This window comes from Tessaracoccus lubricantis (assembly GCF_039544535.1).
Taxonomy (GTDB): Bacteria; Actinomycetota; Actinomycetes; order Propionibacteriales; family Propionibacteriaceae; genus Arachnia; species Arachnia lubricantis.
Map to the genome: position 1 here is coordinate 115,669 of NZ_BAABLV010000020.1, position 26,773 is coordinate 142,441.

General features: G+C 69.2%; 29 protein-coding genes. 19 read left to right on the top strand and 10 right to left on the bottom strand.

All coding sequences use genetic code 11. The annotated features are described in order from the left end of the window. Positions 1 to 2 precede the first annotated feature (2 nt). Positions 3 to 767 carry an IclR family transcriptional regulator gene (locus ABEA30_RS06765; RefSeq protein ID WP_345580905.1) on the bottom strand — a complete coding sequence of 255 codons (765 nt, stop codon included), beginning with the start codon at positions 765 to 767 and terminating at the stop codon, positions 3 to 5. 144 nt (positions 768 to 911) lie between these two features. Between ABEA30_RS06765 and ABEA30_RS06770 the strand changes: the two genes are divergently transcribed. The 8 genes from ABEA30_RS06770 (at position 912) to ABEA30_RS06805 (ending at position 7,809) form a co-directional block, all read left to right on the top strand. Further along, on the top strand, positions 912 to 1,865 hold the full coding sequence (locus tag ABEA30_RS06770; protein WP_345580908.1) for an acetaldehyde dehydrogenase (acetylating): 954 nt from the start codon (positions 912 to 914) through the stop codon (positions 1,863 to 1,865). After that, entirely contained in the window at positions 1,862 to 2,890 is a 1,029-nt protein-coding gene (dmpG, locus tag ABEA30_RS06775) for a 4-hydroxy-2-oxovalerate aldolase (RefSeq protein ID WP_345580911.1), read from the top strand. The genes ABEA30_RS06770 and dmpG overlap by 4 nt, the downstream gene beginning before the upstream one ends. Before the next feature lie 40 nt (positions 2,891 to 2,930). After that, entirely contained in the window at positions 2,931 to 4,283 is a 1,353-nt protein-coding gene (locus tag ABEA30_RS06780; protein ID WP_345580914.1) for an MFS transporter, read from the top strand. A 68-nt stretch (positions 4,284 to 4,351) separates the two neighbouring features. Further along, complete coding sequence (gene trhO, locus ABEA30_RS06785) at positions 4,352 to 5,242, top strand: oxygen-dependent tRNA uridine(34) hydroxylase TrhO (protein WP_345580917.1); 891 nt, start codon at positions 4,352 to 4,354, stop codon at positions 5,240 to 5,242. Between the two features lie 119 nt (positions 5,243 to 5,361). Then, a complete protein-coding gene (gene dapE, locus ABEA30_RS06790) occupies positions 5,362 to 6,438 on the top strand; it encodes a succinyl-diaminopimelate desuccinylase (RefSeq protein ID WP_345580920.1) in 1,077 nt (358 codons plus the stop codon). Then, entirely contained in the window at positions 6,435 to 7,199 is a 765-nt protein-coding gene (locus ABEA30_RS06795; protein WP_345580923.1) for an LOG family protein, read from the top strand. The genes dapE and ABEA30_RS06795 overlap by 4 nt, the downstream gene beginning before the upstream one ends. A 3-nt stretch (positions 7,200 to 7,202) precedes the next feature. Beyond that, the gene (locus ABEA30_RS06800) at positions 7,203 to 7,595 is read left to right on the top strand and encodes a hypothetical protein (RefSeq protein ID WP_345580926.1); all 393 of its coding nucleotides are present in this window, start codon (positions 7,203 to 7,205) and stop codon (positions 7,593 to 7,595) included. A gap of 46 nt (positions 7,596 to 7,641) precedes the next feature. Continuing rightward, the gene (locus tag ABEA30_RS06805) at positions 7,642 to 7,809 is read left to right on the top strand and encodes a DUF3117 domain-containing protein (protein ID WP_345580929.1); all 168 of its coding nucleotides are present in this window, start codon (positions 7,642 to 7,644) and stop codon (positions 7,807 to 7,809) included. Between the two features lie 102 nt (positions 7,810 to 7,911). On the opposite strand, the gene glgA is transcribed toward ABEA30_RS06805, so the two are convergent. Further along, positions 7,912 to 9,096, bottom strand: a complete 1,185-nt coding sequence (gene glgA / locus ABEA30_RS06810) for a glycogen synthase (RefSeq protein ID WP_345581299.1) — start codon at positions 9,094 to 9,096, stop codon at positions 7,912 to 7,914. A 109-nt stretch (positions 9,097 to 9,205) separates the two neighbouring features. On the opposite strand from glgA, the gene glgC reads away from it, so the two are divergent. Beyond that, entirely contained in the window at positions 9,206 to 10,432 is a 1,227-nt protein-coding gene (gene glgC, locus ABEA30_RS06815) for a glucose-1-phosphate adenylyltransferase (protein WP_345580932.1), read from the top strand. A gap of 66 nt (positions 10,433 to 10,498) precedes the next feature. Here the strand turns inward: glgC and dapA are convergent, their stop codons facing one another. After that, a complete protein-coding gene (gene dapA / locus ABEA30_RS06820; protein WP_345580935.1) occupies positions 10,499 to 11,404 on the bottom strand; it encodes a 4-hydroxy-tetrahydrodipicolinate synthase in 906 nt (301 codons plus the stop codon). A gap of 49 nt (positions 11,405 to 11,453) precedes the next feature. Between dapA and ABEA30_RS06825 the strand changes: the two genes are divergently transcribed. The 4 genes from ABEA30_RS06825 (at position 11,454) to ABEA30_RS06840 (ending at position 15,016) form a co-directional block, all read left to right on the top strand. Beyond that, positions 11,454 to 12,098, top strand: a complete 645-nt coding sequence (locus ABEA30_RS06825) for an O-methyltransferase (protein ID WP_345580938.1) — start codon at positions 11,454 to 11,456, stop codon at positions 12,096 to 12,098. Positions 12,099 to 12,531: 433 nt separating this feature from the next. Then, entirely contained in the window at positions 12,532 to 13,125 is a 594-nt protein-coding gene (sigE, locus tag ABEA30_RS06830; RefSeq protein WP_425584617.1) for an RNA polymerase sigma factor SigE, read from the top strand. Continuing rightward, the gene (locus ABEA30_RS06835; RefSeq protein ID WP_345580941.1) at positions 13,126 to 14,547 is read left to right on the top strand and encodes a zf-HC2 domain-containing protein; all 1,422 of its coding nucleotides are present in this window, start codon (positions 13,126 to 13,128) and stop codon (positions 14,545 to 14,547) included. It abuts the gene before it with no gap. Positions 14,548 to 14,575: 28 nt separating this feature from the next. After that, positions 14,576 to 15,016, top strand: a complete 441-nt coding sequence (locus ABEA30_RS06840) for a sec-independent translocase (protein WP_345580944.1) — start codon at positions 14,576 to 14,578, stop codon at positions 15,014 to 15,016. Here ABEA30_RS06840 and ABEA30_RS06845 read toward each other — a convergent pair. Continuing rightward, complete coding sequence (locus ABEA30_RS06845) at positions 15,013 to 15,333, bottom strand: YqfO family protein (protein ID WP_345580947.1); 321 nt, start codon at positions 15,331 to 15,333, stop codon at positions 15,013 to 15,015. The two genes, ABEA30_RS06840 and ABEA30_RS06845, sit on opposite strands and share 4 nt — an antisense overlap. Positions 15,334 to 15,335: 2 nt before the next feature. Continuing rightward, entirely contained in the window at positions 15,336 to 16,505 is a 1,170-nt protein-coding gene (locus ABEA30_RS06850; RefSeq protein WP_345580950.1) for an Mrp/NBP35 family ATP-binding protein, read from the bottom strand. 335 nt (positions 16,506 to 16,840) lie between these two features. On the opposite strand from ABEA30_RS06850, the gene ABEA30_RS06855 reads away from it, so the two are divergent. Both ABEA30_RS06855 and ABEA30_RS06860 read left to right on the top strand, forming a co-directional pair. Beyond that, complete coding sequence (locus ABEA30_RS06855) at positions 16,841 to 18,316, top strand: HNH endonuclease signature motif containing protein (RefSeq protein ID WP_345580953.1); 1,476 nt, start codon at positions 16,841 to 16,843, stop codon at positions 18,314 to 18,316. A gap of 103 nt (positions 18,317 to 18,419) precedes the next feature. After that, positions 18,420 to 19,193: a PIG-L deacetylase family protein gene (locus tag ABEA30_RS06860; RefSeq protein ID WP_345580956.1), complete on the top strand. Its 774-nt coding sequence runs from the start codon at positions 18,420 to 18,422 to the stop codon at positions 19,191 to 19,193. On the opposite strand, the gene ABEA30_RS06865 is transcribed toward ABEA30_RS06860, so the two are convergent. Genes ABEA30_RS06865 through ABEA30_RS06875 form a run of 3 tightly spaced genes read right to left on the bottom strand, consistent with a single transcriptional unit; the run spans position 19,177 to position 21,336 of the window. Beyond that, positions 19,177 to 19,566, bottom strand: coding sequence for a DUF4381 domain-containing protein (locus ABEA30_RS06865; protein ID WP_345580959.1), 390 nt, complete (start codon positions 19,564 to 19,566; stop codon positions 19,177 to 19,179). The genes ABEA30_RS06860 and ABEA30_RS06865 overlap by 17 nt on opposite strands. Then, positions 19,563 to 20,063 carry a DUF1003 domain-containing protein gene (locus tag ABEA30_RS06870; protein WP_345580962.1) on the bottom strand — a complete coding sequence of 167 codons (501 nt, stop codon included), beginning with the start codon at positions 20,061 to 20,063 and terminating at the stop codon, positions 19,563 to 19,565. The genes ABEA30_RS06865 and ABEA30_RS06870 overlap by 4 nt, the downstream gene beginning before the upstream one ends. Then, entirely contained in the window at positions 20,056 to 21,336 is a 1,281-nt protein-coding gene (locus ABEA30_RS06875; protein ID WP_345580965.1) for a magnesium transporter MgtE N-terminal domain-containing protein, read from the bottom strand. The genes ABEA30_RS06870 and ABEA30_RS06875 overlap by 8 nt, the downstream gene beginning before the upstream one ends. Before the next feature lie 30 nt (positions 21,337 to 21,366). Here ABEA30_RS06875 and ABEA30_RS06880 point away from each other — a divergent pair, with 30 nt between their 5' ends. The 4 genes from ABEA30_RS06880 (at position 21,367) to ABEA30_RS06895 (ending at position 24,316) form a co-directional block, all read left to right on the top strand. After that, positions 21,367 to 22,275 (top strand): HpcH/HpaI aldolase/citrate lyase family protein, encoded by a 909-nt coding sequence (locus ABEA30_RS06880; RefSeq protein WP_345580968.1) that lies wholly within the window; start codon positions 21,367 to 21,369, stop codon positions 22,273 to 22,275. A 27-nt stretch (positions 22,276 to 22,302) separates the two neighbouring features. Further along, complete coding sequence (locus tag ABEA30_RS06885) at positions 22,303 to 22,803, top strand: general stress protein (protein ID WP_345580971.1); 501 nt, start codon at positions 22,303 to 22,305, stop codon at positions 22,801 to 22,803. Beyond that, complete coding sequence (locus tag ABEA30_RS06890; protein WP_345580974.1) at positions 22,800 to 23,414, top strand: SAM-dependent methyltransferase; 615 nt, start codon at positions 22,800 to 22,802, stop codon at positions 23,412 to 23,414. Before ABEA30_RS06885 ends, ABEA30_RS06890 begins: the two co-directional genes overlap by 4 nt. Before the next feature lie 77 nt (positions 23,415 to 23,491). Further along, positions 23,492 to 24,316, top strand: a complete 825-nt coding sequence (locus ABEA30_RS06895) for an alpha/beta fold hydrolase (RefSeq protein WP_345580977.1) — start codon at positions 23,492 to 23,494, stop codon at positions 24,314 to 24,316. Positions 24,317 to 24,320: 4 nt separating this feature from the next. Here the strand turns inward: ABEA30_RS06895 and ABEA30_RS06900 are convergent, their stop codons facing one another. Both ABEA30_RS06900 and coaA read right to left on the bottom strand, forming a co-directional pair. Then, positions 24,321 to 25,760, bottom strand: coding sequence for an aminopeptidase P family protein (locus ABEA30_RS06900; RefSeq protein WP_345580980.1), 1,440 nt, complete (start codon positions 25,758 to 25,760; stop codon positions 24,321 to 24,323). Positions 25,761 to 25,804: 44 nt separating this feature from the next. Then, positions 25,805 to 26,764 carry a type I pantothenate kinase gene (coaA, locus tag ABEA30_RS06905; RefSeq protein WP_345581305.1) on the bottom strand — a complete coding sequence of 320 codons (960 nt, stop codon included), beginning with the start codon at positions 26,762 to 26,764 and terminating at the stop codon, positions 25,805 to 25,807. Positions 26,765 to 26,773: the final 9 nt, after the last annotated feature.

Genomic DNA, 26,773 nt, shown 5'->3' on the forward strand with positions numbered 1-26,773 from the left:
GTCTATCGGCGCGGGAGCGCGCCCAACTGCACGCTCAAGCGGCCCGCGCCCTCGAGCGCGATGTCGGCCCAGTGCTGTTCCGGGAACTGGTCCCACCGGGCAAGCGGCACCGAGACCGACAGCGCGGCGACGGCGGTGCCGGCCGCGTCGCGGATGACCGACGCCGCGCAGGCCACTCCCGGGCCGGATTCCTCGCGCTCGACGGCGTAGCCACGCGCGCGCGCCTCCGCCAGTGCCTTCTTGAGCTCGCCCAGATCGGTGATCGAGTGGGCCGAGAGCGCCGGCAGCTGCCCGGTCGGGTAGAGGCGGTCGAGTTCGAGGGGATCCAGCTCCGACAGCAGCGCCTTGCCCAGCCCGGTGCAGCTGGCTGGGGCCCGCTTGCCGACGCTGGAGATCAGCGACAGCGCCTCGTTGCCCTCCACCTTCGCCAGGTAGAACACCTCGGCCCCCTCGCGCAGCGCCACGGAGCACGTGTGGCCGGTGGCCTGGCCGACGTCGCGGGCCACCTCAGTCGCGGCCGCCAGCAGGTCGAACCGCGCCGCGTAGGCGTTGCCCAGCTGCGCGGTGCGCACGCCGAGTTCGAAGTTGCCGACCTCGTCGCGGTTCAGGTAGCCCCGGTGCACCAGCGTGGTGAGCAGTTCGTGGACGGTGGTGCGGGGGAGGCCGGTGGCCTCGGTGATCTGCGCGGCGTTGAACCGCGCGCCCCTCTCGACGAACAGTTCCATGATGTCGAGCGCGCGCATCAGCGCGGGGGTCAATCGGGCCATGTCTCACCGTCTCTGGTAGCTGGAAAAGATTCTTGCACACGTCTTGACAGGACAACCCGCGTGTTCGATACTTAGAAAAGCATACGAAATCTTGAACAAGACTTCGAAATCTCGAACACGAGGACGTGTTAGGAGGAACACCGAGTGACCACGAAAGTCGCCATCATCGGTTCCGGGAACATCGGGACCGATCTGATGATGAAGATCCTGAAGCCCGAGCAGACGGTCCTGGAGATCGTCGCCATGGTCGGCATCGACCCCGAGTCCGACGGGCTGAGGCGCGCCGAACGGCTGGGCGTCAAGCCCATCTCCACCGGCGTGGACGGCCTCGTCGCCGACGAGGTGTTCGCCGACGTCGAGATCGTCTTCGACGCCACCTCTGCCAAGGCCCACCTGTACGACGAGAAGGTGCTGCGCGCCGCGAAGCCCGAGATCCGCGTCGTCGACCTCACCCCGGCCGCCATCGGCCCGTTCTGCGTGCCCGTGGCCAACCTGGAGACCATCACCACCGACATGAACGTCAACATGGTCACGTGCGGCGGCCAGGCCACCGCGCCGATCGTGCACGCCATCTCGTCGACCGGCGCCACCGTCGAGTACGCCGAGATCGTGGCGTCGATCAGTTCCAGGTCGGCCGGCCCCGGCACCCGCGCCAACATCGACGAGTTCACCGAGACCACCGCCCACGCACTGGAGAAGATCGGCGGCGCCCGCAAGGGCAAGGCCATCATCATCCTCAACCCGGCCGAACCGCCGGTGCTGATGCGCGACACCGTCTTCGTGCTGACCTCCGACGGCGACCGCGACAAGATCCGCGACGCCGTGCGCAACCGCATCGGGGAGGTGGCCGAGTACGTGCCGGGCTACCGCCTCAAGCAGGACGTGCAGTTCGAGGAGATCACCGCGGACCAGAGCGTCAACGTCCCCGGCGTGGGCCAGTTCCACGGCCTCAAGGTCTCCGTCTTCCTCGAGGTGGAGGGCGTGGGCGACTACCTGCCGGCCTACTCCGGCAACCTCGACATCATGACCGCCGCCGCGCTGCGCACCGGGCAGGAGATCGCTGCACACCTGAATCAGGCTGAGGAGGCCGTCGCATGAGCTACCCCGAGGGCAAGATCTTCATCTCCGACGTGACGCTGCGCGACGGCTCGCACGCCGTGCGGCACACCTTCACCCCCGAGCAGGTGGCCTCCGTCGCCGCCGCGCTCGACGCCGCCGGCGTCGACTCCATCGAGGTCGCGCACGGCGACGGCATGGGCGGGTCGACGGTGAACTACGGCTTCGCCACCCACACCGACCTGGAGAAGATCGAGGCGGCGGCCGCCGCCGTCAAGCGCGCCAAGATCGCCATCCTGCTGCTGCCGGGCGTGGGCGTCATCCCCAACCTGCAGGAGGCCTACGACGCCGGTGCGCGCTACGTCCGCGTCGCCACGCACTGCACTGAGGCCGACACCTCCGCGCAGCACATCGCCAAGGCACGCGAGATCGGCCTCAACACCGCCGGCTTCCTGATGATGAGCCACATGGCCGACGAGGCCAAGCTCGTGGAGCAGGCGCTGCTCATGGAGAGCTACGGCGCGCAGTGCGTCTACGTCACCGACTCCGCCGGCGCCATGGTGCCCGAACAGTACGCGGCCAGGATCAAGGCCGTGCGGGCAGCGCTGAAGCCGGAGACCGAAGTCGGCGTGCACGCCCACGAGAACCTGTCCGTGTCCGTCGCCAACTCCGTGGCCGCCGTGCAGAACGGCGCCTACCGCGTCGACGCCAGCCTCGCCGGCCTCGGTGCCGCTGCCGGCAACACGCCGCTGGAGGCCTTCGTCGCCGTCGCCGACCGCATGGGCTGGGAGACCGGCTGCGACGTCTTCAAGCTCGCCGACGCCGCCGACGACCTCGTCCGCCCGCTGATGCACCAGCCCGTCCGAGTCGACCGCGACACGCTCTCGATCGGCTATGCCGGTGTCTACGGCAGCTTCCTGCTGCACGCCCGTCGCGCCGCAGAGCGCTACGGCATCCCGACGCCGCAGATCCTCATGGAACTCGGCCGCCGCAACATGGTCGGCGGCCAGGAGGACATGATCGTCGACGTCGCCCTCGACCTCGCCAAGTCCCGCTCGGCCAGCTGAGCCCCGCCCCCCACCCCCCTGCTTCAAGGAGGAAGCACACATGACCGATCTCAAGCCGGGCACTATCGTGAGGCCCATCGACGAACACAGCCACGAATCCTTCAACGTGGAGGACATCGACAAGGGGACGCGGATCAAGGCCCTCATGGGCTCCGCCGTCGGTTCCACCGTGGAGTGGTACGACTTCTTCCTCTACGGCACCATGGCCTCGGTCGTCTTCGGCCCGCTGTTCTTCCCGTCGGACGACGCCCTCACCTCGACGCTGCTGTCGCTCGCCTCGTTCGCGCTCGCCTTCCTCGTCCGCCCCATCGGCGGCGTGCTGTTCAGCCACATCGGCGACCGCATCGGCCGCAAGAAGACGCTGGTGTTCACCCTGTCGCTGATGGGCGTCTCGACGGCGCTCATGGGCCTCCTGCCCACGCACGCCGCGATCGGCGCCTGGGCCGGCGTCCTGCTGACGCTGCTGCGCCTCATCCAAGGCCTCGCGCTCGGCGGCGAATGGGGCGGCGGCGTGCTGCTGGCCGTCGAGTACTCCCCCCGGAGGAAGCGCGGCTTCTACGGTGCCGTCCCGCAGACCGGCGCACTGCTCGGCCTGGCGCTGGGCAACCTCACGCTGTGGTTCCTCGACTGGCTGCTGCCGGAGAGCGCGTTCCTCAGCTGGGGCTGGCGCATCCCGTTCCTGCTCTCTGCGCTCCTGGTGATGTTCGGCCTGTGGATCCGCGCCAAGGTCGACGAGACCCCGGCCTTCCGCAAGATCAAGGCCGAACGCAAGGAGGTCAAGGTCCCGATCGTCGAGATCTTCAAGACCCAGTGGCCGTCGGTGCTCAAGGCCATCGGTGCCAAGTTCATCGAGACCTCGACGTTCTTCATCTTCGCCACCTACTCCGTCAGCTACGCCGTCGGCCTGGGCTACACGCGTGGCCAGGCGCTCGGTGCCGTGCTGTTCGCCGCCGTCGTGGCCGTGCCCTGCATGCTGGCGCTCGGCGCCCTGTCCGACCGGATCGGCCGCAAGCCCATGTACCTCGTCGGCACCCTGCTGGCGGTGGCCTACATCTTCCCCTACTTCTGGATGGTCAACCAGAAGTCGGTGCTGCTGCTCACCCTGGCCACCGTCGTCGGCTTCGGCGCCATCTGGTCCATCTACGGCGCACTGATGGGCACCTTCCTGGCCGAGTCGTTCACCGCTGACGTGCGGTACACCGGCATCTCGCTGGGCTACCAGGTGGGCGCCGCCATCGTCGGCGGCCCCGCGCCGCTGATCGCGACCGCGCTGGTGGGCACCACCAACAACTGGTGGCTGGTGGGCGTCTTCGTCGCCGCGTGTGCCGCCATCTCGTTCGTCGCCGTGCTCATGACGCGGGACCGGTCCGGCCAGGTCCTGGACAGCCACTGACCGCTGCCGAACCTTGCGGGGCCGCTCCTTCGGGGGCGGCCCCGTTCGCCGTCGGTACACTCCCAGCCATGTCGGTGCCCAAGATCCTGCTGTTCTACCGGTTCGTGCCCCTGGCGGACCCGGAGGCGGTGAAGCTGTGGCAGCTCGAACTGTGCACCCGCCTGGGGCTGCGCGGCCGCATCATCGTGTCGCCGCACGGCATCAACGGCACCATCGGCGGCGAGCTCGACGCCTGCAAGGCCTACCTGCGCGCCACCAAGCTGTACGCCCCGTTCCGGGCGCTCGACGAGAAGTGGTCGCCCGGCACCGCCCTCGACGACGAGGGCCGGTCGCTGGACTTCCCGCGCCTCTCGGTGAGGACGCGGCCGGAGCTGGTGGCCTTCGGCGTGCCGGAGCTCGAGGTCACCGCCGACGGCGTGGCGGGCGGCGGCACGCACCTCACCCCCGACGAGGTCGACGCGCTGGCCGCAGCGCGGCCCGACGTCGTGTTCTTCGACGGTCGCAACAAGGTCGAGGCCGCGGTGGGCCGCTTCGACGGCGCGGTCGTGCCGGACGTGGTCACCACGCACGACTTCGTCACGGAACTCGACTCCGGCAAGTACGACCACCTCAAGGCCCGCCCCGTCATCACCTACTGCACCGGCGGCGTGCGCTGCGAGATCCTGAGCGTGCTGATGAAGGAGCGCGGCTTCCAGGAGGTGTACCAGATCGACGGCGGCATCGTGCGCTACCTGGAGCGCTTCGGGTCGTCGTCGCGGTGGAGGGGCGCGCTGACGGTGTTCGACGGCCGCGAGACCGTCGCGCCGGAGGGGGCTGAGCAGATCGGCGCCTGCCATCGCTGCGGCGCGGCGACCTCGCAGCTGGTCAACTGCGCAGACCTCGCCTGCCGCGTGCGGCTGGTGACCTGCCCCGCCTGCGCGGAGCGCGCCGTCGGCTGCTTCGCCCACCCCGTCCCCTGAGCCGCGAGTCCCACGAGCGGCCTGGGGCCCTGCGCCTCACCGCTGCATCCACCACAAATCACGCCGGATCCTTCGTCAGCGCCCCGGGCGCCCGCCCCTGGAGACGCTAGTGTCGGGGCATGGTTTCAGAGCTGGCCCGGTTGCTGCAGGAGATCATGGACGTCGAGTCCGTGTCCGGGAACGAACGCGCACTGGCAGACCTCGTGGAACGCCGCATGGCCGCGTCGCCGCACCTCGAGGTCTTCCGCGACGGTGACTGCGTGGTCGCCCGCACCGCCCTCGGCCGAGCCGAACGCGTCGTCATCGCCGGTCACCTCGACACCGTGCCCGTCGCCGGCAACCTGCCCTCACGACTCGTCGAGCACTCCGACGGCGTGCGCGTCTGGGGCCGGGGTGCCTGCGACATGAAGGGCGGCGTCGCCGTCATGCTGGCGCTGGCCGGCGAGTTGAGCGCCCCGAACCGGGACGTCACGTGGATCTTCTACGACCACGAGGAGGTCGAGGCCACCCGCAACGGCCTGGGCCGACTCTCGCGCAACCGGCCGGACCTCATCGAGGCCGACTTCGCCGTCCTCATGGAGCCCACCTCCGCGCTCATCGAGGGGGGCTGCCAGGGGACCATCCGCGTCGAGTTGACGACGACGGGTTCGGCTGCGCACAGCGCCCGCGCCTGGATGGGCCACAACGCCATCCACGACCTGGCCCCGGCGCTGCAGACGCTGGCCGGGTACCGGAGCGCCGAGGTCGAGGTCGACGGGCTGGTCTACCGCGAGGGCCTCAACGCCGTCGGCGTCTCGGGCGGCATGGCCGCCAACGTCATCCCGCCGGAGGCGACCCTCACCATCAACTACCGCTTCGCCCCCGACAAGTCCGGCGACGAGGCCCTCGCGCTGCTGGGGCAGTGGTTCGCCGGCTACGACCTGAAGGTCACCGACCTCTCGCCGGCCGCGCGGCCGGGCCTCACGCTGCCGCTGGCCCGGGAGTTCGTCGAGGCCATCGGGGTGCCGGCCGGCCCGAAGTACGGCTGGACCGACGTCGCCCGGTTCAGCGCGCTCGGCGTGCCCGCCGTGAACTACGGCCCGGGGGACCCCGCCTACGCCCACCGCGACGACGAGTTCTGCCCCGTATCCGACCTGGAGAAATGCGCCGCCGGGCTCACCCGCTGGCTCACCGCGCCTGAGGAGGCCCAGTCATGACCGAACCCACGCCACAGGACCTGCAGCCCGGACGACGTCGGCGCCAGGGGCCCATCGTGCTGCGCGGGCAGGAGATGGAGCAGCCGATGGCTGACCGGGCCCTGCTCGAGAAGAAGGACCGGATGGGCTGGAACCACTGGGACCCCTGGCGCGTGCTGCGCATCCAGTCGGAGTTCGTCGACGGCTTCGACGCGCTCTACGGCCTCCCACCGGCGGTCAGCATCTTCGGCTCCGCCCGCACCAAGCCGGACAACCCGATGTACCAGAAGGGCGTCGAGCTCAGCCGACGCCTCGTGGAGAAGGGCTTCGCCATCATCACCGGCGGCGGCCCCGGCATCATGGAGGCCGGCAACAAGGGCGCGATGGAGGCCGACGGCTGCTCCGTCGGGCTCGGCATCGAACTGCCACACGAGCAGGGGCTCAACGACTACATCACGCTGGGCATCAACTTCCGCTACTTCTTCGTGCGCAAGACGATGTTCGTCAAGTACAGCCAGGGCTTCATCACGATGCCCGGCGGGTTCGGCACCCTCGACGAGTTGTTCGAGGCGCTGACGCTGATCCAGACCGGCAAGGTGACCCACTTCCCGATGGTGATGTTCGGCACCGAGTACTGGACGCCGTTGATCGAGTGGGTGCGCGGCACCGTGCTCGGCGGCGGCTACGTCTCGGAAGGCGACCTCGACCTGGTCACCGTCACCGACGACATCGACGAAGCGGTGGAGGCCATGGGCGAGCCCGGCCAGTTCGATACTGTTTAGCCCATGTGGATCGCCATCGCCGCCGTCGCCGTCGCCGTGTTGGGCGCCTCCGTGTACGCGGGGCTCGGCAAGCTGGGGGAGATGCCCCAGGAGCCCGTCAACGACAGGCCCAAGGGGCACGTCCCCGACGGCGCGCTCACCCCTGACCTCCTGGCCGAGCTGCGCATCCCGCTGGCCCTCTCCGGGTACCGCCCGTCACAGGTCGACGCGTACCTCGCCCAGGTCGTCGCGGGCGTCGCCGCGCCGGCCGCGACGCAGCGTTTCGACGTCGTCTGGCGGGGCTACGACATGCAGGTGGTCGACGATCTGATCGAGCGTCCGCTGGCCGATGATCTCGCCGATGATGAGGTGGCATTGTCAGCCCAACCGGGCGCCATTTTGTCAGATGCGGAATAATGGGCACCGACGCAGTTCGTCTACTTACAAAGAATGAGGGTTGCAGATGGCAGCGATGAAGCCCCGCACCGGCGACGGTCCGATGGAAGTCACGAAGGAGGGCCGCGGCATCGTGATGCGCGTTCCCGTTGACGGAGGTGGGCGTCTGGTCGTTGAGATGAACGCCGAGGAAGCCACCTCCCTGCTTGACGCACTCAAGGGCGTCGTCGGCTGAATCACCCCTGGACAAGAAGAAGGGCCGCCCCGCGAGGGGGCGGCCCTTTCTCGTTGGTGGAGCCTGGGGGCGAAGCGAGCAGGGTCGAAACCCCCGAGCCTCTCAGCCGGCGTGCGACTCGATCGCCTGCTGGTAGACCGCCACGGTCTCCTGCGCGATCTTCGCCCAGGAGAACTCGTCGATGCAGCGCTGGCGGCCCGCCTTGCCGTACCGCTCGGCCAGGCCCTCGTCGCGGGTCACGCGGTTGACGGACTCGGCGAAGCCGGCCTCGAAGGCCGACACGTAGGCGGGGTCGTCGGCCTGTGCCGGGTCGTACGGCACCAGCAGGCCGGTCTCGCCGTCGACGACCACCTCGGGAATGCCGCCCACCGCGCTGGCGACGACGGGTGTCTCACACGCCATCGCCTCGAGGTTGACGATGCCCAGGGGCTCGTAGATCGACGGGCAGGCGAACACCGTGGCGTTGGTCAGCACCTGGCGGACGGAGGCCCGCGGCAGCATCTCCTGCACCCAGATCACGGGGGCCGTGCGCTGTCGCTGCAGCTCGGAGAACGCGGCGTCGAACTCTGCGGCGATCTCAGGCGTGTCGGGGGCTCCGGCCAGCAGCACCACCTGCGTGTCCGGGTCGAACTGCGTGGCGGCGCGCACCAGGTGCACGAGGCCCTTCTGCCGGGTGATCCTGCCCACGAACGCCACCGACGGCCGGTCGAGGTCGATGCCCAGCTCACGCAGCACCGTCGTGTCGTGGTCGGGCCGGAACTCGTCGGTGTCGATGCCGTTCTTCACGACGTGGGTCTTCGACGGGTCCAGGTCAGGGTAGGACTCCAACACGTCGCGGCGCATCCCGGCGCTCACCGAGATCACGGCGTCCGCCGCCTCGTAGGCGGTCTTCTCGGCCCAGGACGACACGCGGTAGCCGCCGCCCAACTGCTCTGCCTTCCACGGGCGGTGCGGCTCGAGCGAGTGCGAGGTGACGACGTGGGGGATGTCGCGCAGCAGGGCGGCGAGGTGCCCGCCCATGTTGGCGTACCAGGTGTGCGAGTGGACGATGTCGACGTCACCCACCGCAGCGGCCATCGAGAGGTCCGCGCCCAGCACCCGCAACGCCGCGTTCGCGTCTGGCGGAAACGTCTCCGCATGCGCCGTGGCACCGTCGCGGGGCTCACCCATGCAATGGACTTCCACGTCGATGAGTTTGCGCAATTGGGGCACCAATTGCGCGACATGCACGCCCGCGCCGCCATAGATCGAAGGGGGATATTCCCGCGTCAACAGGGACAACTTCATCGTCATGGGCTCATCGTTGCACAACGACTCCGTCTCATAGCCCGAGACCGGAACGTGCAATTCGCGGAAACAATCGCAAGTGGGCCGCAAAGGCAATAGGTTCAGCCTTATGGTCGCACGCCCCAAAGTTCTTTCCATTGTCCTTGCTGGTGGTGAGGGGAAGCGGCTCATGCCGCTGACAGCGGATCGGGCCAAGCCCGCCGTCCCCTTCGGCGGTACCTATCGCCTCATCGACTTCGTGTTGTCGAACCTGGCCAACTCGGGCCTGCGCCAGATCGCAGTGCTGACGCAGTACAAGTCCCACTCGCTCGACCGGCACATCGCCAAGACGTGGGCGCTGTCGGCCATGCTCGGCAACTACGTGGCACCGGTGCCGGCGCAGCAGCGCCTCGGGCCGCGCTGGTACCAGGGCTCGGCCGACGCCATCTACCAGTCGCTGAACCTGATCCTCGACGCCGACGCCGACTACATCGTGGTGTTCGGCGCCGACAACATCTACCGCATGGACATCGGGCAGATGCTCGACGTGCACATCGATTCCGGCCTCGGCGCCACCGTCGCCGGCATCCGGGTGCCGCGGAAGGACGCGTCGGCGTTCGGCATCATCGACTCTGCGCCGGACCAGCGCATCAAGAGCTTCCTGGAGAAGCCGGCGGACCCGCCCGGGCTGCCGGATTCGCCGGACGAGTCGTTCGCGTCCATGGGCAACTACGTGTTCTCCAGCAAGGCGCTCGTGGAGGCGCTCAAGGCGGACGCGGAGAACCCGACGGCGCGCCACGACATGGGCGGCGACATCATCCCGTGGTTCACCGACCAGGGCCAGAGCCAGGTCTACGACTTCAAGGACAACATCGTGCCCGGCGCCACGGAGAAGGACATCAACTACTGGCGTGACGTGGGCACCATCGACGCGTTCCACGAGGCCCACATGGACCTCGTCAGCGTGGACCCCGAGTTCAACCTGTACAACGAGGACTGGCCCATCTACACGGACCAGGTGCAGGCACCGGGCGCCAAGTTCGTCATCCGTGGCCGCGCCGAGGACTCGATCGTGACCGCCGGCTGCATCATCTCCGGCGGCGAGGTGGAGCGCACGGTGCTCAGCCCCAACGTGCGTGTCGACAAGTGGGCGCAGGTGTCGGATTCGGTGCTGATGGAGAACGTGCGCATCGGCCGCGACGCGGTGGTGCGCCGCGCGATCCTCGACAAGAACGTCGTGGTGCCCGACGGCGTGCAGATCGGCGTCGACCCCGAGCACGACAAGGCCCGCGGCTTCGACGTGTCGGCGGGCGGGATCGTCACGATCGGCAAGAACGTCACCGTCCCGCGCGACTGACGCCCAACACGACGAACCGGGCCCGGCGCAATGCCGGGCCCGGTTCGTCGTGTGTAGGGGTGCGCCTCAGGCGCCGAAGCCGAGGTTGTCGAGGAGTTCGACGTAGGCCTCAGCCACGCCGTCGTCGACGGTGCCCATGGGCGCCCGGCAGGGGCCGACGTCCAGGCCGCGCAGCGCGAGCGCGGCCTTGACCATCATGCAGCCCTGCGTGGCGAAGATGCCCTGGAACGCGGGCAGCGCGTGCTGGTTGGCCGCCACCGCCTCGGCGACGCGCCCGGCGAGGTAGTGCTCGATGACCTGCCGGGCCGCGCCAGCCGTGAAATGGGTGGAGGTGCCGACGACGCCGACGCCGCCCACCGACAGCAGCGGCAACAGGTAGGCGTCGTCACCGGCGTAGTACGCCAGGTTGGTCTGGGCGAGGACGGCCGAGGTCGACACGATGTTGGCCTTGGCGTCCTTCACGGCCCGGATCCTCGGGTGCGCGTCGAGACGGATCAGCATGTGCTCGGGAATGGGGATGCCGGCGCGGTGCGGGATGTCGTAGAGCATCACCGGTAGCTCGGTGGAGTCGGCGACGGTGACGAAGTGGTCCTCCAACGCATCCGCAGGCGGGCGGGAGTAGTAGGGGGTCACGACGAGCAGGCCGTCGGCGCCGACGGCGGCCGCCTGCTGCGCGAGTTCGACGGTGTGCGCGGTGCTGAAGGTGCCCACGCCGGCCACGATGGAGGCGCGGTCGCCGACGGCGGTGATCACCGCGTCGAGCACCTGGCGCTTCTCCACGTCGGTGGTGGTGGGGGACTCCCCGGTGGTGCCGTTGATGACGAGGCCGTCGTGGCCCAGGTCGTCCACGAGATGTGCTGCCAGGCGAGCGCACTGCGCGTAATCGACCTCCCGGCCATCGGGAGTCATGGGCGTCACCATCGCGGTGAGCACCCGGCCGAACACCGGCATCATGTCGTCGTCTGGACTCATGCGCCACATCTTAGGTCAAGTCACGCCGTGCCTTAGTAGGCTGGGGGCCGTGAGCACTCCTGTCGAGAACCCCACCCCCGCAAGCTGGACCTTCGCGGAGGACTATGTGTCGCCGTCCGACGCCGTCGCCCAGGCCCGCGACGAAGCCACCGTCTCCGGCATGACGCCGGTGACCACGGGCGAGGCGGCCGCGTTGAAGGTGCTGACGAAGGCGATCGGGGCCAAGCACGTCGTCGAGATCGGCACCTTGATGGGTGCCACCGGGCTGACGTTCCTGGAGGCGATGGAGCGCGACGGCATCCTCACCTCGATCGACGTGGAGGCCGACAACCAGATCCCGGCGCGCGAGTTCTTCCAGAAGGCGGGGTTCCCGACGTCGCGGTTCCGCCTGATCGCCGGCTCGCCCATCGAGGTGATGCCGAAGCTGCGTGACGGCGCCTACGACATCGTCTACGTGGCCGGTGACAAGCTCGAGTACGTCGAGTACGTCGCCGGTGCGCTGCGCCTTCTGCGCCACGGCGGCCTGCTGATCGTGCGCGACGTGCTCTGGCACAACAAGGTGGCAGACGAGTCGGACGAGTCCGACGAGGCGATCATCATCCGCGAGGCCCTCGAGGCCGTCAACCAGTCGGAGTCCTACACCCAGGCGCTGCTGCCCGTGGGCAACGGCCTGCTGGTCGCCGTCAAGGACTGACACCGGTCACGGCGCCTCCACAGCAGCAGTGAGCCGCCGCACGCGGGGCAAGAAGGACGCGAGTGTGACCCGCAGCCCTGACATGCGACGTTGCGCAATTGCTGCTCCCCGTGGACTCTGAACTCGCGTCCTTCATGCCCCGCATACGGCTTCAACGCCTGACGGTCAGGTACTTGCAGCCGAAACCGTGCCCGCCGCTGTTGCCGGAGCGTCCGACGACGGGGTGTGTCCGGCTGCTGCTCACCGTGTCCGGGCAACAACGACCTGAGTGCGGGCCGGGTCCGCTTCACACACTTGCACACCCCCCTCGCCGGCCCCTCCTTGACCTCGGGGTGACGTCGATGGGGCGACGGGAACTTTCCGGGCCGCTCGTGCGTTGACTCATATAGAGCCCACAGCTTGTTCACAGGTTGCTCTGGCAAGGTACCCGGATATGGAGAGGCGCACTATGTTCCGAGGAGGCAAGGCGGCGAAGGCTGCTGCGCACACTTGGGTCGCGCCCACCTGGCAGGAACTGGTCCGTGACCACTCGGCACAGGTGTATCGCCTCGCCTACCGCCTCACCGGCAATCAGCACGACGCGGAAGACCTCACCCAGGACGTGTTCGTGCGCGTGTTCAAGTCGATCCACAACTTCCAGCCCGGGACTCTCGAGGGCTGGCTGCACCGCATCACGACGAACCTCTTCCTCGACCAGGCCCGCCGCAAGCAGCGCATCCGCATGGACGCGTTGTCGGTTGCCCCAGACCACGTCTGGGGCGAGAGCACGGGTCCCGAGGAGTTGCACGACGACGCCGAGCTCGACGCCGACGTCGCCGCCGCCCTCCGCTCGCTCAGCCCCGAGCAGCGGGTCGCGGTGGTCCTGTGCGACATCGAGGGGCTGAGCTACGAGGAGATCGCCAAGGTCCTCGACGTGAAGCTCGGCACGGTGCGCTCCCGGATCGCCCGCGGCCGGGCAGCACTGCGCGAGGCACTCGCGCACCGTGCGCCCACCGAGGGACGAACGCGCTACGCCGGAGTGTCCTGAATGGCGAAGGGCCCCTGCGAGAAGTTCCTCCGTGACCTGTCGGCCTACGTCGACGGGACGCTGTCGCCCAAACGATGGGAACAGGTTTCGTACCATCTCGCGGGCTGCAGCGGCTGCAACGCAGAGGTCCAGGCCATCTCCGACGTCTGCTCGAAGTTGAGCACCTGCCGCTCCTCGCAGACGCCCGAGTCGCTGGCCGCCCGGCTCGAATCCATCGCCGGCGAACACGCCGCCACCCCGCTCTACATGACCCCCGGTGAGGGCGGCCTCCCGTCGCAGCGCCGACGCAGGGTGCAGCTGGCCTGCCAGAGTGGCGTTGCCCTCATCGCAGTGATGGTCTCGGCCGTCGTCATCGCCGTCCTCGTCGCGCCCAGCCCGTTGAAGGTCGCAGACCCCGTCAAGGCCGCGCGCGAACAGTACTCCCGGTCGCTGACGGCGATCAGCGTCAACGAGGCAGTCGGCGCCATGCTGCTGGCCAACGAGCGCGGCGCCGACTTCGGTGCGTCTGAGAGCTACCTGCCGCTCACGTCCGAGACCGAATCGCTGCCCATCACCCGCGAACTCGCGGCCAACCTGCTGCGCCGGGCCGCCGACGCCGACTACAGCCTCACCGGCACGCAGCGGGTCTGGGTCAGCGACGGGGAGGGTCGCTACCGCACGGCGGACGTGCGCACCACGAAGAAGGCCGGCTACGGCGCGCACCTCGAGGTCCTCGACGTGCGGGGCAACCTGTTCGGCTCGGCGTTCCTGCCCGAGATCGGCACCCGGCCGGTGGAGGCGCCTTGGGGCTGGGAATACGTCCGCAGCGGCACGACGGAGCAGGTGGCCGGCCGCAACGCCGTCCGGATCCAGGCCAACGCCGAGGGGCTGCCCGTGGCGAAGTGGTGGGTCGACGCGGCAACCGGCGTCATGCTCTGGGCGGAGCGCTACGACGCCCTCGGCAGGGTCAACCTCGCCGTCGGGTACAAGCAGCTGAGCCTCGACGAGGCCTCGTTCACCACCGACGACGGCGTGCAGCTCATCGCGCTCCAGCCGGCGTCGCCGTCTGACGAGCAGACGTGGTGCCTGGGCCTGGCGACCTGCCCCCGTGAGGTGGGCGGCATGACGTTGGTGGCCTACTCGTCGTCGGACCAGACGGACCCGCCGTCGATGAACCTCGTCTACTCCGACGGGTACCACACCGCCGTCGTCGGCTGGACCGCCGGAGTCCTGGGCGATGACGCGCTCACGCTCACTGAGCGCTCGACCGACATGGCCGTCGACGTATGGCAGTCGGGCGATGCGGTGCTGTCAGTGGCCTGCGACTGCGCCCCCGCCGTCATGCAGGAGATCGCCGCCGCGCTTCCCGAGCGCAAGGCACACCACCAGTCGATCGGGGAAAAGATCGCCGGTGGCCTCGCTCGCCTGACCAGGGTGGGCTGATCCGGCGCCGGCCGGGTAGCCTATAGCCGTGTTTGGCATCAGTGCGACGGATCTCGTCATCATCCTCGTGCTTGCCGTCCTCATGTTCGGCCCCGAGAAGCTCCCGGAGTTCTCGCGCAAGGCGGCGCGGCTGTTCGTGTTCTTCCGCGACGTGGCGAACAACGCCAGGTCCACGCTGGCCACGGAACTGGGCCCGGAGTACGCAGACCTCGAACTGAGGGACCTGCACCCCAAGGCGTTCATCGCCAAGCAGTTGCGCGAGGAGGTCGCCCTCATCGAGGACGCCAAGCGTGAACTGCTGGAGGCGCAGCACACGCTGAAGGAGTCGGCCACCGAGGTGAAGGGCGCCACCAACCTCAACGCGTTGAAGAACGCCGCATCCGAGGATTCCGCTCTGCCCGAGCCGCCTGAAGATGCGCTGGAGCTCACGGCCGCGTCGACCTCCCCGTTCGACCCCGAAGCAACCTAGAGCGAATCGAGGTCGAGGGCCTCGTACGCGTGCCAGGCGGGCTCCTCGTAGGGATGGGCGGCCAGCATCGCTCTGACGGCGGCCCGAGCGCGGTCTCGGGTGCACACCGCCTCGATGCGCACCTCGTCGACGACCGTCAACTGGCCCTTCTCACCGATGAAGGGATCCGCGGTGTCGCCGGGCCGGAACCGGCCCTCGCCCACGGCGCTGAAGCTGCAGGCCGAGTACTCACCGATCCGCCCCGCCCCGCCGTCGGCCAGCGCGGCGCGCACGGCGTCGGCGTGGGAGAGCGGGGCGAAGCAGACGATGACGATCACGGCTACGCGTTCGTCGACAGGGGAAGTCGCTGACCGAGCAGCGTGCGCTTCTTCGAGGCGATCTTCTCCGCCAGGTCGAGCACCGCGGCTGCGGCCGGGTGGTCGGGGTGGGTCTCGACGATGGGCGTGCCGCGGTCGCCGCCGGCCAGCAGCTGCTCGTCGAACGGGATCTGAGCCAGCAGCGGGACGTCGTAGACCACGCGGTCCGTCAGCGCCTCCGCGACGACGGTGCCTCCGCCGGAGCCGAACAGCTCGACGCGGTGCGGCTCGCTGCAGTGCGGGCAGGTGGTCTCGAGCCAGCTCATGTTCTCGACGACGCCGATCACCCGCTGCTCCAGGATGTGGGCCATGGTGCCCGCACGCTCGGCGACCTCGGAGGCAGCCGACTGCGGGGTGGTCACGACGAGCACCTCGGAGGTGGGAATCTTCTGGCCGAGCGACATGGCGACGTCGCCGGTGCCGGGGGGGAGGTCCAGCAGGAGGTAGTCGAGGTCGCCCCAGTAGACGTCGGCCAGCAGCTGGGTCAGTGCACGGTCCAGGATGGGGCCGCGCCACGCGACGACCTGGTCGCGGGAGGGCTTCAGCATGCCCACCGAGATGACCTTCAGGCCACCAACGGCGGGCACCGGCATGATCATGTCGTCGACGACGGTGGGCCGGGCGTCGCCCAGGCCGAGCAGGTCGGGGATGGAGTGGCCGTAGATGTCGGCGTCGAGGATGCCGACGGAGCGGCCCTGCCGGGCCAGCGCCAGCGCGAGGTTGACGGTGACCGAGGACTTGCCGACGCCGCCCTTGCCCGAGGCCACCGCGATGACGCGGGTCAGGTTGCCGGGCTCGGCGAACTGGATCTTCCGCTCCGCGACGCCGCCGCGCAGCATGGTGCGCATCGCCTGGCGCTGCTCGTCGTTCATGACGCCCAGCTCGACGTCGACGTTGCTGACGCCCTCCACGGCGGACACGGCCTTGGTGACGCGGCCGATGATCTCGCTGCGCATGGGACAACCCGAGACTGTCAGCAGGACGCGGACGAACACGTTGCCGGAGTCGTCGGCGCGGATGTCGTCGACCATTCCCAGGTCTGTGATGGGGCGCCGGATCTCGGGGTCCTCCACGGTGTGGAGAGCGGCGCGGACGTGCGGGAGCAGCGGATGTTCGGTCACGGTGTCCTTCATCTGTGGTCTGTGTGCACCCTCCACGGTACCCCGGGCCTACCGGCAGGGGGTATCCGGTCCGCCTTTGGCGGAAGTCGCGGTCCCTGAGCGTGGCGCGTGCGAGCTTGCGCTTGTCCTGAGTGTTCGCGAGGAACGAGCGAATCAATCGAAGGAAGCACCGAGCCACGACGAAGGGCCCCCGCAGCCGGTCCCTGAGCGTGGCCCGTGCGAGGGACGAGCACGCGAGCCACGACGAAGGGCGGCAGCCGCCGACCCAGCACCGTCACCAAAGAGACCGCGACATTCGATGACAAACGTCATCGGTATTGACCCCCTGTTCGTTTAGAATAGTGGTCATGAACGAGACAGTCGAGCTGCTGCAACGCGCGATGGCCGCGTTGTGGGACACCGCTGCCTCACTCTCCCCGGACCCGTTGAAGTTCGAACAACGCCTCGCGCTGGTCGAACACCTCGACGAAACCCTGGCCCAACTCGCCGGGCTGCGGCTGCACATCCTCAACGACGCCCACCAAGCCTGCGACGGCATCACCCTGGCCGGAGTCCAGCACTCGGTACGCGCCAGTTCCGCCCAGGCCCGCGGCTCGATGAAACTGGCCCAGCACCTCACCCGCTTCCCACTGGTCGCCGCCGCCCTGCAGGACGGCACCATCTCGTTGGAGCAGGTCCAAGCAATCGTGCACGCGCTGCGGAAACTGCCCCCCTCCCTGTCCCGGACCGAACTCGAGAAGTGTCAGGAGTCGATCCTGCGGCACGCCCACGACCTGGGCCCCGACGAACTACGCACCCTGTCGGTCAAGCTGTACGAAATGGTCGACCCCGACGGCGCCGAAGAAGACGAAAAGACCAAACTTGAAGCCCAGGACCGTCGCGCGATGCGCAACAGGTTCCTGCGGATCACCCCCGACCACCACGGCGGGATGAAGATCACCGGACTCCTCCCCATCGCCAGAGCAGAACTACTCCGCGCGCAACTCGAAGCAGTGGAGCCGCCCCTGTCCTCGTACCGAGAAGCCGACGAACTGCCCGACAAGGAAATGCGCCGCGCCGACGCGTTCATGCTGCTCATCCAGACCGCCGCCGCCGGCGGGAACCTGCCCGCGCACGGTGGGGACCGGCCCCAGGTGCACATCACCCTCGACTACCACACCCTGATCACCGGACTGGGGAAGGTGGGCGTCGTCGGGGCGGAGAACCTCGACGGGCTCTCCGCCGGCGACGCCCGGCGGCTCGCGTGTGACGCCGACATCATCCCCGCCGTCCTCGGGTCCGACTCCCGCCCGTTGGACGTGGGCAGGGCCCACCGGATGTTCCCCGCCGCGATCCGTACCGCGCTGATCCTGCGGGACGGGGGCTGCGCGTTCCCCGGCTGCACCGTCACACCCCGGGCCTGCGAAGCACACCACATCGTCCCTTGGTGGGCAGGCGGCCTCACCTGCCTCGCCAACGCCGTCCTCCTCTGCCCCCACCATCACCGGCTGGTCGAACCAGACCCCGACCAGTCACCCGAATCGCAATGGCACGTCCACCTCGACCCCGACACCGGACTGCCCTGGTTCACCCCACCCACACACATCGACCCCGGCAGAACACCCAAACTCCACCGGCGTTTCCAACTCCGCGCGATCCTCCACCAACACCAGCCACCGGGCAGGAACCGGGACGGCAGCCAACGCCGAGTACCCCGCCGACACAACCTCGGCCGCCGACTACCACGCGGACTCACCGCACCCACAAAGGCACCACCACGCCCAACACCCCAACCCCCACCCCAACAAAGCGAATCCTCACCCGCCTGGCGCTACCAGGCATGAGGACGCGTGCGAAAACAGGACCTAGGTCCCTCGACCCCTGCGGCGTCTTCCTCATTGAATGGGGCCCAAACCGTTTCCAAGTGGCAAGTGGGGGGAGAGGGGCATGACCCTTCTGGTGATCGTGGCGCACCCGGATGACGAGACGTTCGGCTGCGGGTCCATCCTGATGCATGCGGCCGAGCGCACTCGGACGGTGGTGGTGTGCGCCACCCGGGGCGAAGCGGGGGAGTACGCCCCGGGCGGTGAGGTCCCGGCGCCCGGATTGGCCGGGATCAGGGAGGCGGAGCTTCGGGAGGCGGCGGCCCGGATGGGTGTCGACGCCGTCGAGGTCCTCGACTTCCTCGACTCCGGGATGGACGGAGAGCCACCCGCTGGTTCCCTGTGCGGGGCTTCGTCCGACGCGGTGATCGCTGCAGTTCGCAGCGCCGTCGAACGGCACCGGCCCACCGTCGTGGTGGCGCTGGACGCCAGCGACGGGCACCGCGACCATGCCCGCATCCGCGACGCGGTCACGCAGGTGGTGGGGGAAACAGAGGGGACCGCCCTGTACCTGCAGTGCCTGCCGCGCTCGCTCATGCACCGGTGGCTCCGCCACGCCAACCCCGAGATGGCCAGCCCGTACGCAGTGCTGCCGGACATCGGGACCCCCGACGAGGACGTCACCACCGTCCTCGACACCACCCGGTACTACGATGCGCGGCGCGCGGCGATAGCGCTGCACCGCTCGCAACACTCGCCGTTCGACGGCCTGCCCGACGACCTGGCCAGGAGGTTCCTGGCTGAGGAACACCTCCGTCGGGTCATCCCCGCACGGGAGGGTGGGGTCGGCTCCGCCATCGCCGAGCTCGACCTGATGGCGGTCAGCCCCGTGAGTTGAGGGCGTCGCCGAGGATCATCACGCAGGTGGCCACCAGCGCCGGCACCCACAGGCCGGCCAGGCTCCCCACCACGACGACGGCGGGGCCCAGGACCAGGCTCACCGTCAGCCGCTCACGGTAGCCGAGGCGCGTGCGCGAGCCCGGCGCGAGCAGGTAGCGCCACAGCGCCAGGTACCCCAGCGCGAACAGCGCGGCGACGACTGCCCCCAGCCACCAGCCGCCGGCGATGCGCCACAACGAGATGGCGCCCAACACGATCAGGGCGAGGTGGCCGACCAGCAACACCACCCCGAACCAGCGCACCTCCGTGGCCGACTCCGTCACCTCGGCGACCTCGTCGGGGTGCACGTCGGCGTTGCGTGGACCCGTCACTGCGACTCCTTCTTCTCGTCCGCGCGCTCCAGCCGCTCTGCCAGCTCACGCAGTTCACTGCGCAACTCGCCGCGGACGAAGTCCCTCGTCGCCAGTTCGCCCAGATGCATCCGGATGGCGGCGATCTCCCTGGCGAGGAAATCCATGTCGGCCCGCGACTGCTGCGCTACGCGGCGATCCTCGTCGAGGCTCAGTTTGTCGCGCAACTCCTGACGATTCTGTGCGAGCAGGATCAGTGGCGCGGAATACGACGCCTGCGTCGAGAAGAACAGGTTCAGCAGGATGAACGGGTACGGGTCCCACTTGAGCCCGAACAGCCCGATGAGGTTGATGGCCACCCAGACGATGACGAACACCGTCATGTAGACGAGGAACTTCGCCGTGCCCATGAAACGGGCGAAGCTCTCGGCGAAGACGCCGAACGTCTCGGAGTCGACGGCGACCTTGGGCAGCCAGGAGCGCCGCCCCGGCGTGGAGAGGGGATTGCGTTCAGACATCGGCGGCCTCGCTCACCTCGCTGGCGTCCACCTCGTCCATGAGGTCGCCGCGCCAGTCGTCGGGCAGCATGTGGTCGAGGACGTCGTCGACGGTGACTGCACCCACCAGGTGCCCGCCGTCGTTGACCACGGGCGCCACCACCAGGTTGTACGTGGCGAAGAAGCGGCTGACCTGGGCCAGCGGCGTGTCGGGGCGCAGCGGCTCGAGGTTGTCGTCGATGAGCGTGGTCACCATGATCGTCGGCGGCTCCCGCAGCAGGCGCTGGATGTGCACCGCGCCCACGTAGCGGCCCGACGGGGTCTCCAGCGGCGGCCGAGTGACGAACACCATCGACGCCAGCGCCGGGGTCAGCGACTCGAGGCGGGCATGGGCCAGGGCCTGGGCGACCGTGGCGTCGGTGTCGAGGATGATCGGCTCGGGCGTCATCATGCCGCCGGCGGTGAACTCCTCGTACGCCATGAGGCGGCGGACGTCGGCCTGTTCCTCCGGCTCCATGCGTTGCAGGAGGTCCTCGGCGACGTCCGCCGGGAGGTCGCGGATGAGGTCGGCGGCGTCGTCGGGGTCCATCTCGGACAGCACGTCCGCGGCGCGCTCGGTGTCGAGCTGCGAGATCAGCTCGATCTGCTCGTCTTCCGGGAGTTCCTCGATGGCCTCGGCGAGGATGTCGTCGTCCAGGGCCTCGATGACCTCGGCGCGCGACTCGGGCTCCAGGTCGTGGAGTTCCTGCGCGATGTCGGCGGCCTTCATGTCGGTGAACTCGGCGATGAGGTGGGCGGCGGTGCGGCCCGTCGACAGGATGAGGTCGGGGATCTCCTTCCAGGAGACCACCTCCGGCTTGCCGCGGCCGCCGAAACCGAACCGGCCGACGCCGGTGGAGGCCCGCAGCGCCACGGTGCCCAGTTCCCATTCGCGGTTGCGCACCTGCGTCATGGAGATGTCCTCGATGCGGGTGGGGCGGTCGCGTTGGATGTTGCGGTCCAGCAGGTCTGCCGCCACCAGCACCTCGGACTCCCGCCGCTTGAAGCGCCGGGTGTCGACCTGGCCGAGGATGGCCACCTGGTTGGGGGTGATGTCGTGCACGCGCACCATCGGCACGAAGATGCGGGCGCGGGCGAACAGCTCCGCCACGAGCCCCTTCACGCGGGGGGCGCGGCCATCGGCGCGGAGGAAACACACCACGTCCTTGACGCGACCCACCTGGTCACCGGCCGCGTCGACGATGGGCATGCCCAGCACACGCGAGATGAATACCTGCGTATCTTTGCTGACCATGGGGGTAAATGTACTGGGAACGGAGCTGATATGACCGGTAGGCAGCAGCGCGCCAGGCGCACCATCCTCGCGGTGCCCGGTTCGAGCGAGCGGTTCATCGCGAAGTCCACGGGGCTCCCGGTGGACGAGGTGTTCCTCGACCTGGAGGACGGGGTCGCCGTAGGGGCGAAGAAGGATGCCCGTGCGCTGATCGTGCAGTCGCTCCGGTCGCTGACGTGGCAGGCGCCGACGGTGGCGGTGCGCGTCAACGACTGGACCACGCCGTGGACGGTCGGCGACGTGCTGGAGGTGGTGGGCGGTGCCGGGGCAGCCGTCGACTGCGTGATCCTGCCCAAGGTCTCCACGCCGGGGCACGTCGAGGCCCTCGACCTGCTGATCACCCAGGTGGAGCGCGAACACGGGCTGGAGGTGGGCCGCATCGGCATCGAGGCCATCATCGAGGACGCCCGCGGGCTCGCCGCCGTCCAGGCGATCGCCGCCGCCAGCCCACGGCTGGAGGCGCTGACGATGGGGCCCGGCGACATGATGGCCTCGCTCGGCATGCCGGGTCTCGGCGTGGGTGCGCTGGTCGACGGCTACCCGGGCGATCCGCTCCACCACGTGTTCGCGCAGATCCTGGTCGCGGCCCGGGCCCACGGGCTGCAGGCCATCGACGGCCCGTACGTGGCCATCCACGACCTCGACGGCTTCCGCGCCGCCGCACGTCGCGTCGCGGCCCTCGGCTACGACGGGAAGTGGGTGCTGCACCCCACGCAGGTCGAGGCCGGCACGCAGGTCTTCACGCTCTCGGCCGAGGCCATCGAGCGGGCACGCGCCATGGTCGACGCGGCCGACCGGGCAGCGGAGCGCGGGGTGGGCGCGGTGATGGTGGGCGACGAGATGGTCGACGAGGCGGGGGTGAAGTTGGCGCGCACCCTGCTCGCGCGCGTCGACCGGTAGGCTGGAAGGCGTTTCAAGGAGGAGAAGATGGCCGAGCCCGCATCGCCCATGGGCAAGTTGATGAAGCTCAACTACCCCCAGCACGTCGTCGAGTACTCGACGTACGAAGAGGCCCAGTCCGCCGTCGACTACCTCGCCGACAACAAGTTCCCCGTCGAGAACATCATGATCGTCGGCACCAACCTCAAGCTGCTGGAGCGCGTCACGGGCCGCCGCACGTGGGGCGGCGTCATCGCGGCGGGTGCCGCGTCGGGCATCATGACGGGCCTGCTGGTGGGCCTCATGCTGATGTTCTTCGTGGGCGGCGGCGACGCCACCATGCTGTGGGTGGGCCTGGCGATGGGCATCCTGTTCGGCATCATCGCCCAGGGCCTCACGTACGCGATGAGCGGCGGCAGGCGCGACTTCAACTCGCAGCGGGTGACGGTGGCCGCCAGCTACGAGGTGCTCGCCGAGCACCGCGTGGCGCAGGAGGCCCGCGACCTGCTGATGCAGCGCCCCGGCGCCCGAGCGGCGATGTTCGAGTGACCGCGGAGTTCTGGGACGACCGCTACTCGCACCCCAACCACCTCTTCGGCTACCGCCCCAACGACTTCCTCAAGCAGCAGTCCTTCCTGCTGAAGCCCCACTCGCGCGTGCTGTGCCTGGGCGACGGCGAGGGCCGCAACGGCGTGTACCTCGCGGGCCTGGGCCACCGGGTGGTCAGCCTCGACTTCTCGCGGGTGGCGCTCGACAAGGCCGAGGCGTTGGCCGCCGAGAAGGGCGTCGAGCTCGAGACCTGGCACGTCGACCTGGCCGACTGGGTGGACCATCCAGACCCGGTGGAGCAGTGGGACGCAGTGGTGTCGATCTTCGTGCACCTGCCGCCTGACCTGCGCCGACGGGTGGCAGAGGTGGTGACGCGCCAGTCGGCGCCTGGCGCCAAGCTCATCCTGGAGGCCTACACGCCGGCGCAGCTGTCGCTGGGCACCGGTGGCCCGAAGGACGTGGACCTGCTGATGAAGCGTGGTGACGTGGCCGACGACTGGCAGGGCTGGCACCTCGACGTGCGCCTGCTGGAGCGCCGCATCTTCGAGGGGATGGGCCACCAGGGCCTGGGCTCGGTAGTCCAGGCGCTGGGCCTGCGCGCCGGCGGCTGAGCGGGAAGGCCGGGCAGCCTTCAAGCCCGCCGATGCCTCCGGTAGGTTAAGTCCCACCGAGTCGTGAGGAGTGCCGCATGGATCTCAACTGGACCTACTACAGCCCGAAGACGCCTGCCGAGCGCGTGTTGATCGTCGGGCCCAGCCTCGGCGGCAACGCCGCGCATCAGTGGACGAAGGTGGCCGCCGAGCTGATCGACGACGTACGCGTCGTCTTCGTCGACCTCCCGGGCGGCGGTCTGGGCGCGGTCTGGGACGACGCGGACTCGCCGTCGCTCGACACGCTGGCCGCCGGCTTCGCCCAGGTCGCCGACGAGGTGCGCGCCGACCTCGGTGAGGACGTCCCGGTCTACTTCGCGGGCCTGTCGATCTCCGGCGCGACTGCGCTGCACCTGGCGCGCGACTACGACAAGACGTTCGCCGCCGTCGCCGTGGTGGCGTCGTCGGCCAAGGTGGGGGAGCCCGAGCGGTGGCTCGAGCGCGCGGAGGCCGTCGACGAGCGCGGCACGCAGCACCTCGTGGAGGAGACCACCAAGCGCTGGTTCACGCCGAACTTCCGCGCCGAGCACCCCGCCACCGTCGACACCATCATGGAAGGCCTGGCCTCCACGGACGACCATTCCTATGCGCAGCTGTGCCGCGCGCTGGCCGAGCACGACATGCGCGAAGACCTGGGCCTCATCCGGATCCCGGTGATGATGATCGCCGGTGAGCGCGACACCTCGACGCCGCTGGCCAACGTGGAGGCGGTCGCCGAGGGCGTGCTGCGGGGCGCGCTGCACGTCGTCGACGGCGCGGCCCACCTCGTGCCCGTATCGCACCCGGTGCAGGTCGCCGGGCTGCTGCGCGGGATGGTGGACCGCCCGCTGGCCAGCCGCGTCGTGCCGGAGTCCGGCGACTGAAGCGCTAGCGCTGCAACCCCTGCATCCACTTCTCGACGGCGTCCGCCTCGCGGGGCAGTGACTCGGACAGGTTGACCGGGTCGCCGTCGGTGATGAGGATGTCGTCCTCGATCCGCACGCCGATGCCGCGGTACTCCTCGGGCACCAGCAGGTCGCCCTGCTTGAAGTAGATGCCGGGCTCGACGGTGATGATCATGCCGGCTTTCAGGGTGCCGCCGCGGTACAGCTCCGCGCGGGCGCGGGCGCAGTCGTGCACGTCGAGGCCCAAGTGGTGGCTGGTGCCGTGCACCATCCAGCGACGGTGGAAGCCGCCCTCCTCGGACAGTGACTCCTCGGCGCTCACCGGGAGGATGCCCAGTTCCTCGAAGAACCTGGCCAGCACGGTGATCGCGGCCTGGTGCACGTCGGCGAACAGGTTGCCCGCACGGCACGCCTCGATGCCGGCGGTCTGCGCCGCGAGCACGGCCTCGTAGACGCGGCGCTGCGGCTCGGTGAACGTGCCCCCCACCGGCATGGTGCGGGTCACGTCGGCGGTGTAGAGCGTGTTGACCTCGACGCCCGCGTCGAGCAGGAGCAGGTCACCGTCCCTGAGGTTGCCGTCGTTGCGGATCCAGTGCAGCGTGTTGGCGTGGTCCCCGCCGGCGGCGATGGTGTCGTAGCCGACGGCGTTGCCCAGGTGGCGGGCGTGGAGGCCGAAGATGCCCTCCACCCAGCGCTCGCCGCGGCCGTTGCGCACGGCATTGGGCAGTTCGCGGGCGACGGCCTCGAAGCCGACGCGCGTGGCGTCGATCGCGCGGCGCATCTCAGCCACCTCGAACTCGTCCTTGACGAATCGGGCCTCGGACGCGGAGCGGGCCAGGTCGGCGTCGAGGGCGGTGGCGAGGTCGCCGCGGGCCTCGTCGACCATCGCGGTGATCGCCTCGTCGGCCTCCCGGATCACGAGCGTGCGGTTGCCGGCCTCGTGGAGCACCTCCGGCAGTTCCGAGATGGCGCGGCAGGTCAGCTGCGTGGCGGAGGCCATCTCCTCCAGCGAATCACGCTTGCCCACCCAGACCTCGCCGTAGCGCGAGTCGGCGTAGAACTCGCGGTCGGTGCGCGGGGCGCGGGGCTTGAAGAACAAGGTGGCCTCGTCGTCGCGGATGACGAGCACGGCGTCGGGCTCGCGGTCCTCGCCCAGGCCCGTGTAGTACGCGAACGCCGTGTGTGGGCGGAAGCGGTAGTCGGTGTCGTTGGAGCGCACCTTCAGCGGCCCGGCCGGGATGACGAGCGTCTGGCCGGGGTACTCCGCAGCAAGTTGCTCGCGGCGCGCCGCCGCCCATTCGCTGGCGGGCAGCTGTTCCGGCATGACGTCGGAATAGGGCTCCCAATCCTGGACGATGAACTTCTTGAACGCCTCGGAATAGGGGTCCCGGCGGTTCTCGTTTGGGTCAGAGGATGCGATCATGCCCGCCAGAATACGCCGTGGCGTCCCAGCGTCCGCGCGGGGCGTCAGACCTTGCGGATGCGGATGGCCTCGATGGTGTGCTCGTGGTCCTTGACGAGGATGGCCGTTGCGCGCTCCCGCGTGGGGACGATGTTCTGGCGCAGGTTCGGGCCGTTGATCGTGTCCCAGATCTGGCTGGCGAGCTGCACCGACTCCTCGTCCGACAGGTCGGTGAACCGGCGGAAGTAGCTGCGCTGGTCCTGGAAGGCCGTGGCCCTGAGCGTCAGGAAGCGGTCGAGGAACCACTCCTTGATGTGCTCCTCGTCGGCGTCGACGTAGACGGTGAAGTCGAAGAAGTCGCTCACCGCCAGCCGGGGGTGGCCGTCGGCCTCCACGCGCGCGGGCTGCAGCACGTTGAGGCCCTCGACGATCAGGATGTCGGGGCTGTCGACGACGATGTGCTCACCCTCGACGATGTCGTAGACAAGGTGCGAGTACACCGGCGCCAGCACGCGGGGCTCGCCGGACTTGACGTCCATGACGAACTGCAGCAGCGCGCGGCGGTTGTAGGACTCGGGGAAGCCCTTGCGGTCGAGGAGCCCCCGTCGCTGCAGTTCCGCGTTGGGGTAGAGGAAGCCGTCGGTGGTGATCAGGTCCACCTTCGGGTTGCCGGGCGCCCGGCGCAGGAGTTCCTGCAGCAGGCGCGACACCGTCGATTTCCCGACGGCGACCGAACCCGCGACGCCGATCACGAACGGGGTGCGGCCCACGTCGAGGCCGAGGAAGTCGTTGGACTGCGCGTAGAGCCGTCCCGTGTTGACCATGTGGAGGTGCAGCAACTGCGTGAGCGGGCGGTAGACCTCGGCGATGTCGAGTTGGTTGGTGGGATCGCCGAGACCCCTCAACCTGGTGAGCGTCTCCTCGTCGAGTTGGATCTGGGTCGCGTTCGACTTCTCGGCCCACGCGCGGCGTTGCAGCGTGACGTACGGTTCTGGCACAGCGCTCCTCGGTTGCTGGGTGTGCAGCCAGCAAGC

Coding starts and splice junctions, on each gene's coding strand:
- ABEA30_RS06765 (WP_345580905.1), bottom strand. CDS start 767: ATGGCCCGATTGACCCCCGCGCTGATGCGCGCGCTCGACATCATGGAA.
- dmpG (WP_345580911.1), top strand. CDS start 1,862: ATGAGCTACCCCGAGGGCAAGATCTTCATCTCCGACGTGACGCTGCGC.
- ABEA30_RS06780 (WP_345580914.1), top strand. CDS start 2,931: ATGACCGATCTCAAGCCGGGCACTATCGTGAGGCCCATCGACGAACAC.
- trhO (WP_345580917.1), top strand. CDS start 4,352: ATGTCGGTGCCCAAGATCCTGCTGTTCTACCGGTTCGTGCCCCTGGCG.
- dapE (WP_345580920.1), top strand. CDS start 5,362: ATGGTTTCAGAGCTGGCCCGGTTGCTGCAGGAGATCATGGACGTCGAG.
- ABEA30_RS06795 (WP_345580923.1), top strand. CDS start 6,435: ATGACCGAACCCACGCCACAGGACCTGCAGCCCGGACGACGTCGGCGC.
- ABEA30_RS06800 (WP_345580926.1), top strand. CDS start 7,203: ATGTGGATCGCCATCGCCGCCGTCGCCGTCGCCGTGTTGGGCGCCTCC.
- ABEA30_RS06805 (WP_345580929.1), top strand. CDS start 7,642: ATGGCAGCGATGAAGCCCCGCACCGGCGACGGTCCGATGGAAGTCACG.
- glgA (WP_345581299.1), bottom strand. CDS start 9,096: ATGAAGTTGTCCCTGTTGACGCGGGAATATCCCCCTTCGATCTATGGC.
- glgC (WP_345580932.1), top strand. CDS start 9,206: ATGGTCGCACGCCCCAAAGTTCTTTCCATTGTCCTTGCTGGTGGTGAG.
- dapA (WP_345580935.1), bottom strand. CDS start 11,404: ATGAGTCCAGACGACGACATGATGCCGGTGTTCGGCCGGGTGCTCACC.
- sigE (WP_425584617.1), top strand. CDS start 12,532: ATGGAGAGGCGCACTATGTTCCGAGGAGGCAAGGCGGCGAAGGCTGCT.
- ABEA30_RS06835 (WP_345580941.1), top strand. CDS start 13,126: ATGGCGAAGGGCCCCTGCGAGAAGTTCCTCCGTGACCTGTCGGCCTAC.
- ABEA30_RS06850 (WP_345580950.1), bottom strand. CDS start 16,505: ATGAAGGACACCGTGACCGAACATCCGCTGCTCCCGCACGTCCGCGCC.
- ABEA30_RS06855 (WP_345580953.1), top strand. CDS start 16,841: ATGAACGAGACAGTCGAGCTGCTGCAACGCGCGATGGCCGCGTTGTGG.
- ABEA30_RS06860 (WP_345580956.1), top strand. CDS start 18,420: ATGACCCTTCTGGTGATCGTGGCGCACCCGGATGACGAGACGTTCGGC.
- ABEA30_RS06870 (WP_345580962.1), bottom strand. CDS start 20,063: ATGTCTGAACGCAATCCCCTCTCCACGCCGGGGCGGCGCTCCTGGCTG.
- ABEA30_RS06875 (WP_345580965.1), bottom strand. CDS start 21,336: ATGGTCAGCAAAGATACGCAGGTATTCATCTCGCGTGTGCTGGGCATG.
- ABEA30_RS06880 (WP_345580968.1), top strand. CDS start 21,367: ATGACCGGTAGGCAGCAGCGCGCCAGGCGCACCATCCTCGCGGTGCCC.
- ABEA30_RS06885 (WP_345580971.1), top strand. CDS start 22,303: ATGGCCGAGCCCGCATCGCCCATGGGCAAGTTGATGAAGCTCAACTAC.
- ABEA30_RS06895 (WP_345580977.1), top strand. CDS start 23,492: ATGGATCTCAACTGGACCTACTACAGCCCGAAGACGCCTGCCGAGCGC.
- ABEA30_RS06900 (WP_345580980.1), bottom strand. CDS start 25,760: ATGATCGCATCCTCTGACCCAAACGAGAACCGCCGGGACCCCTATTCC.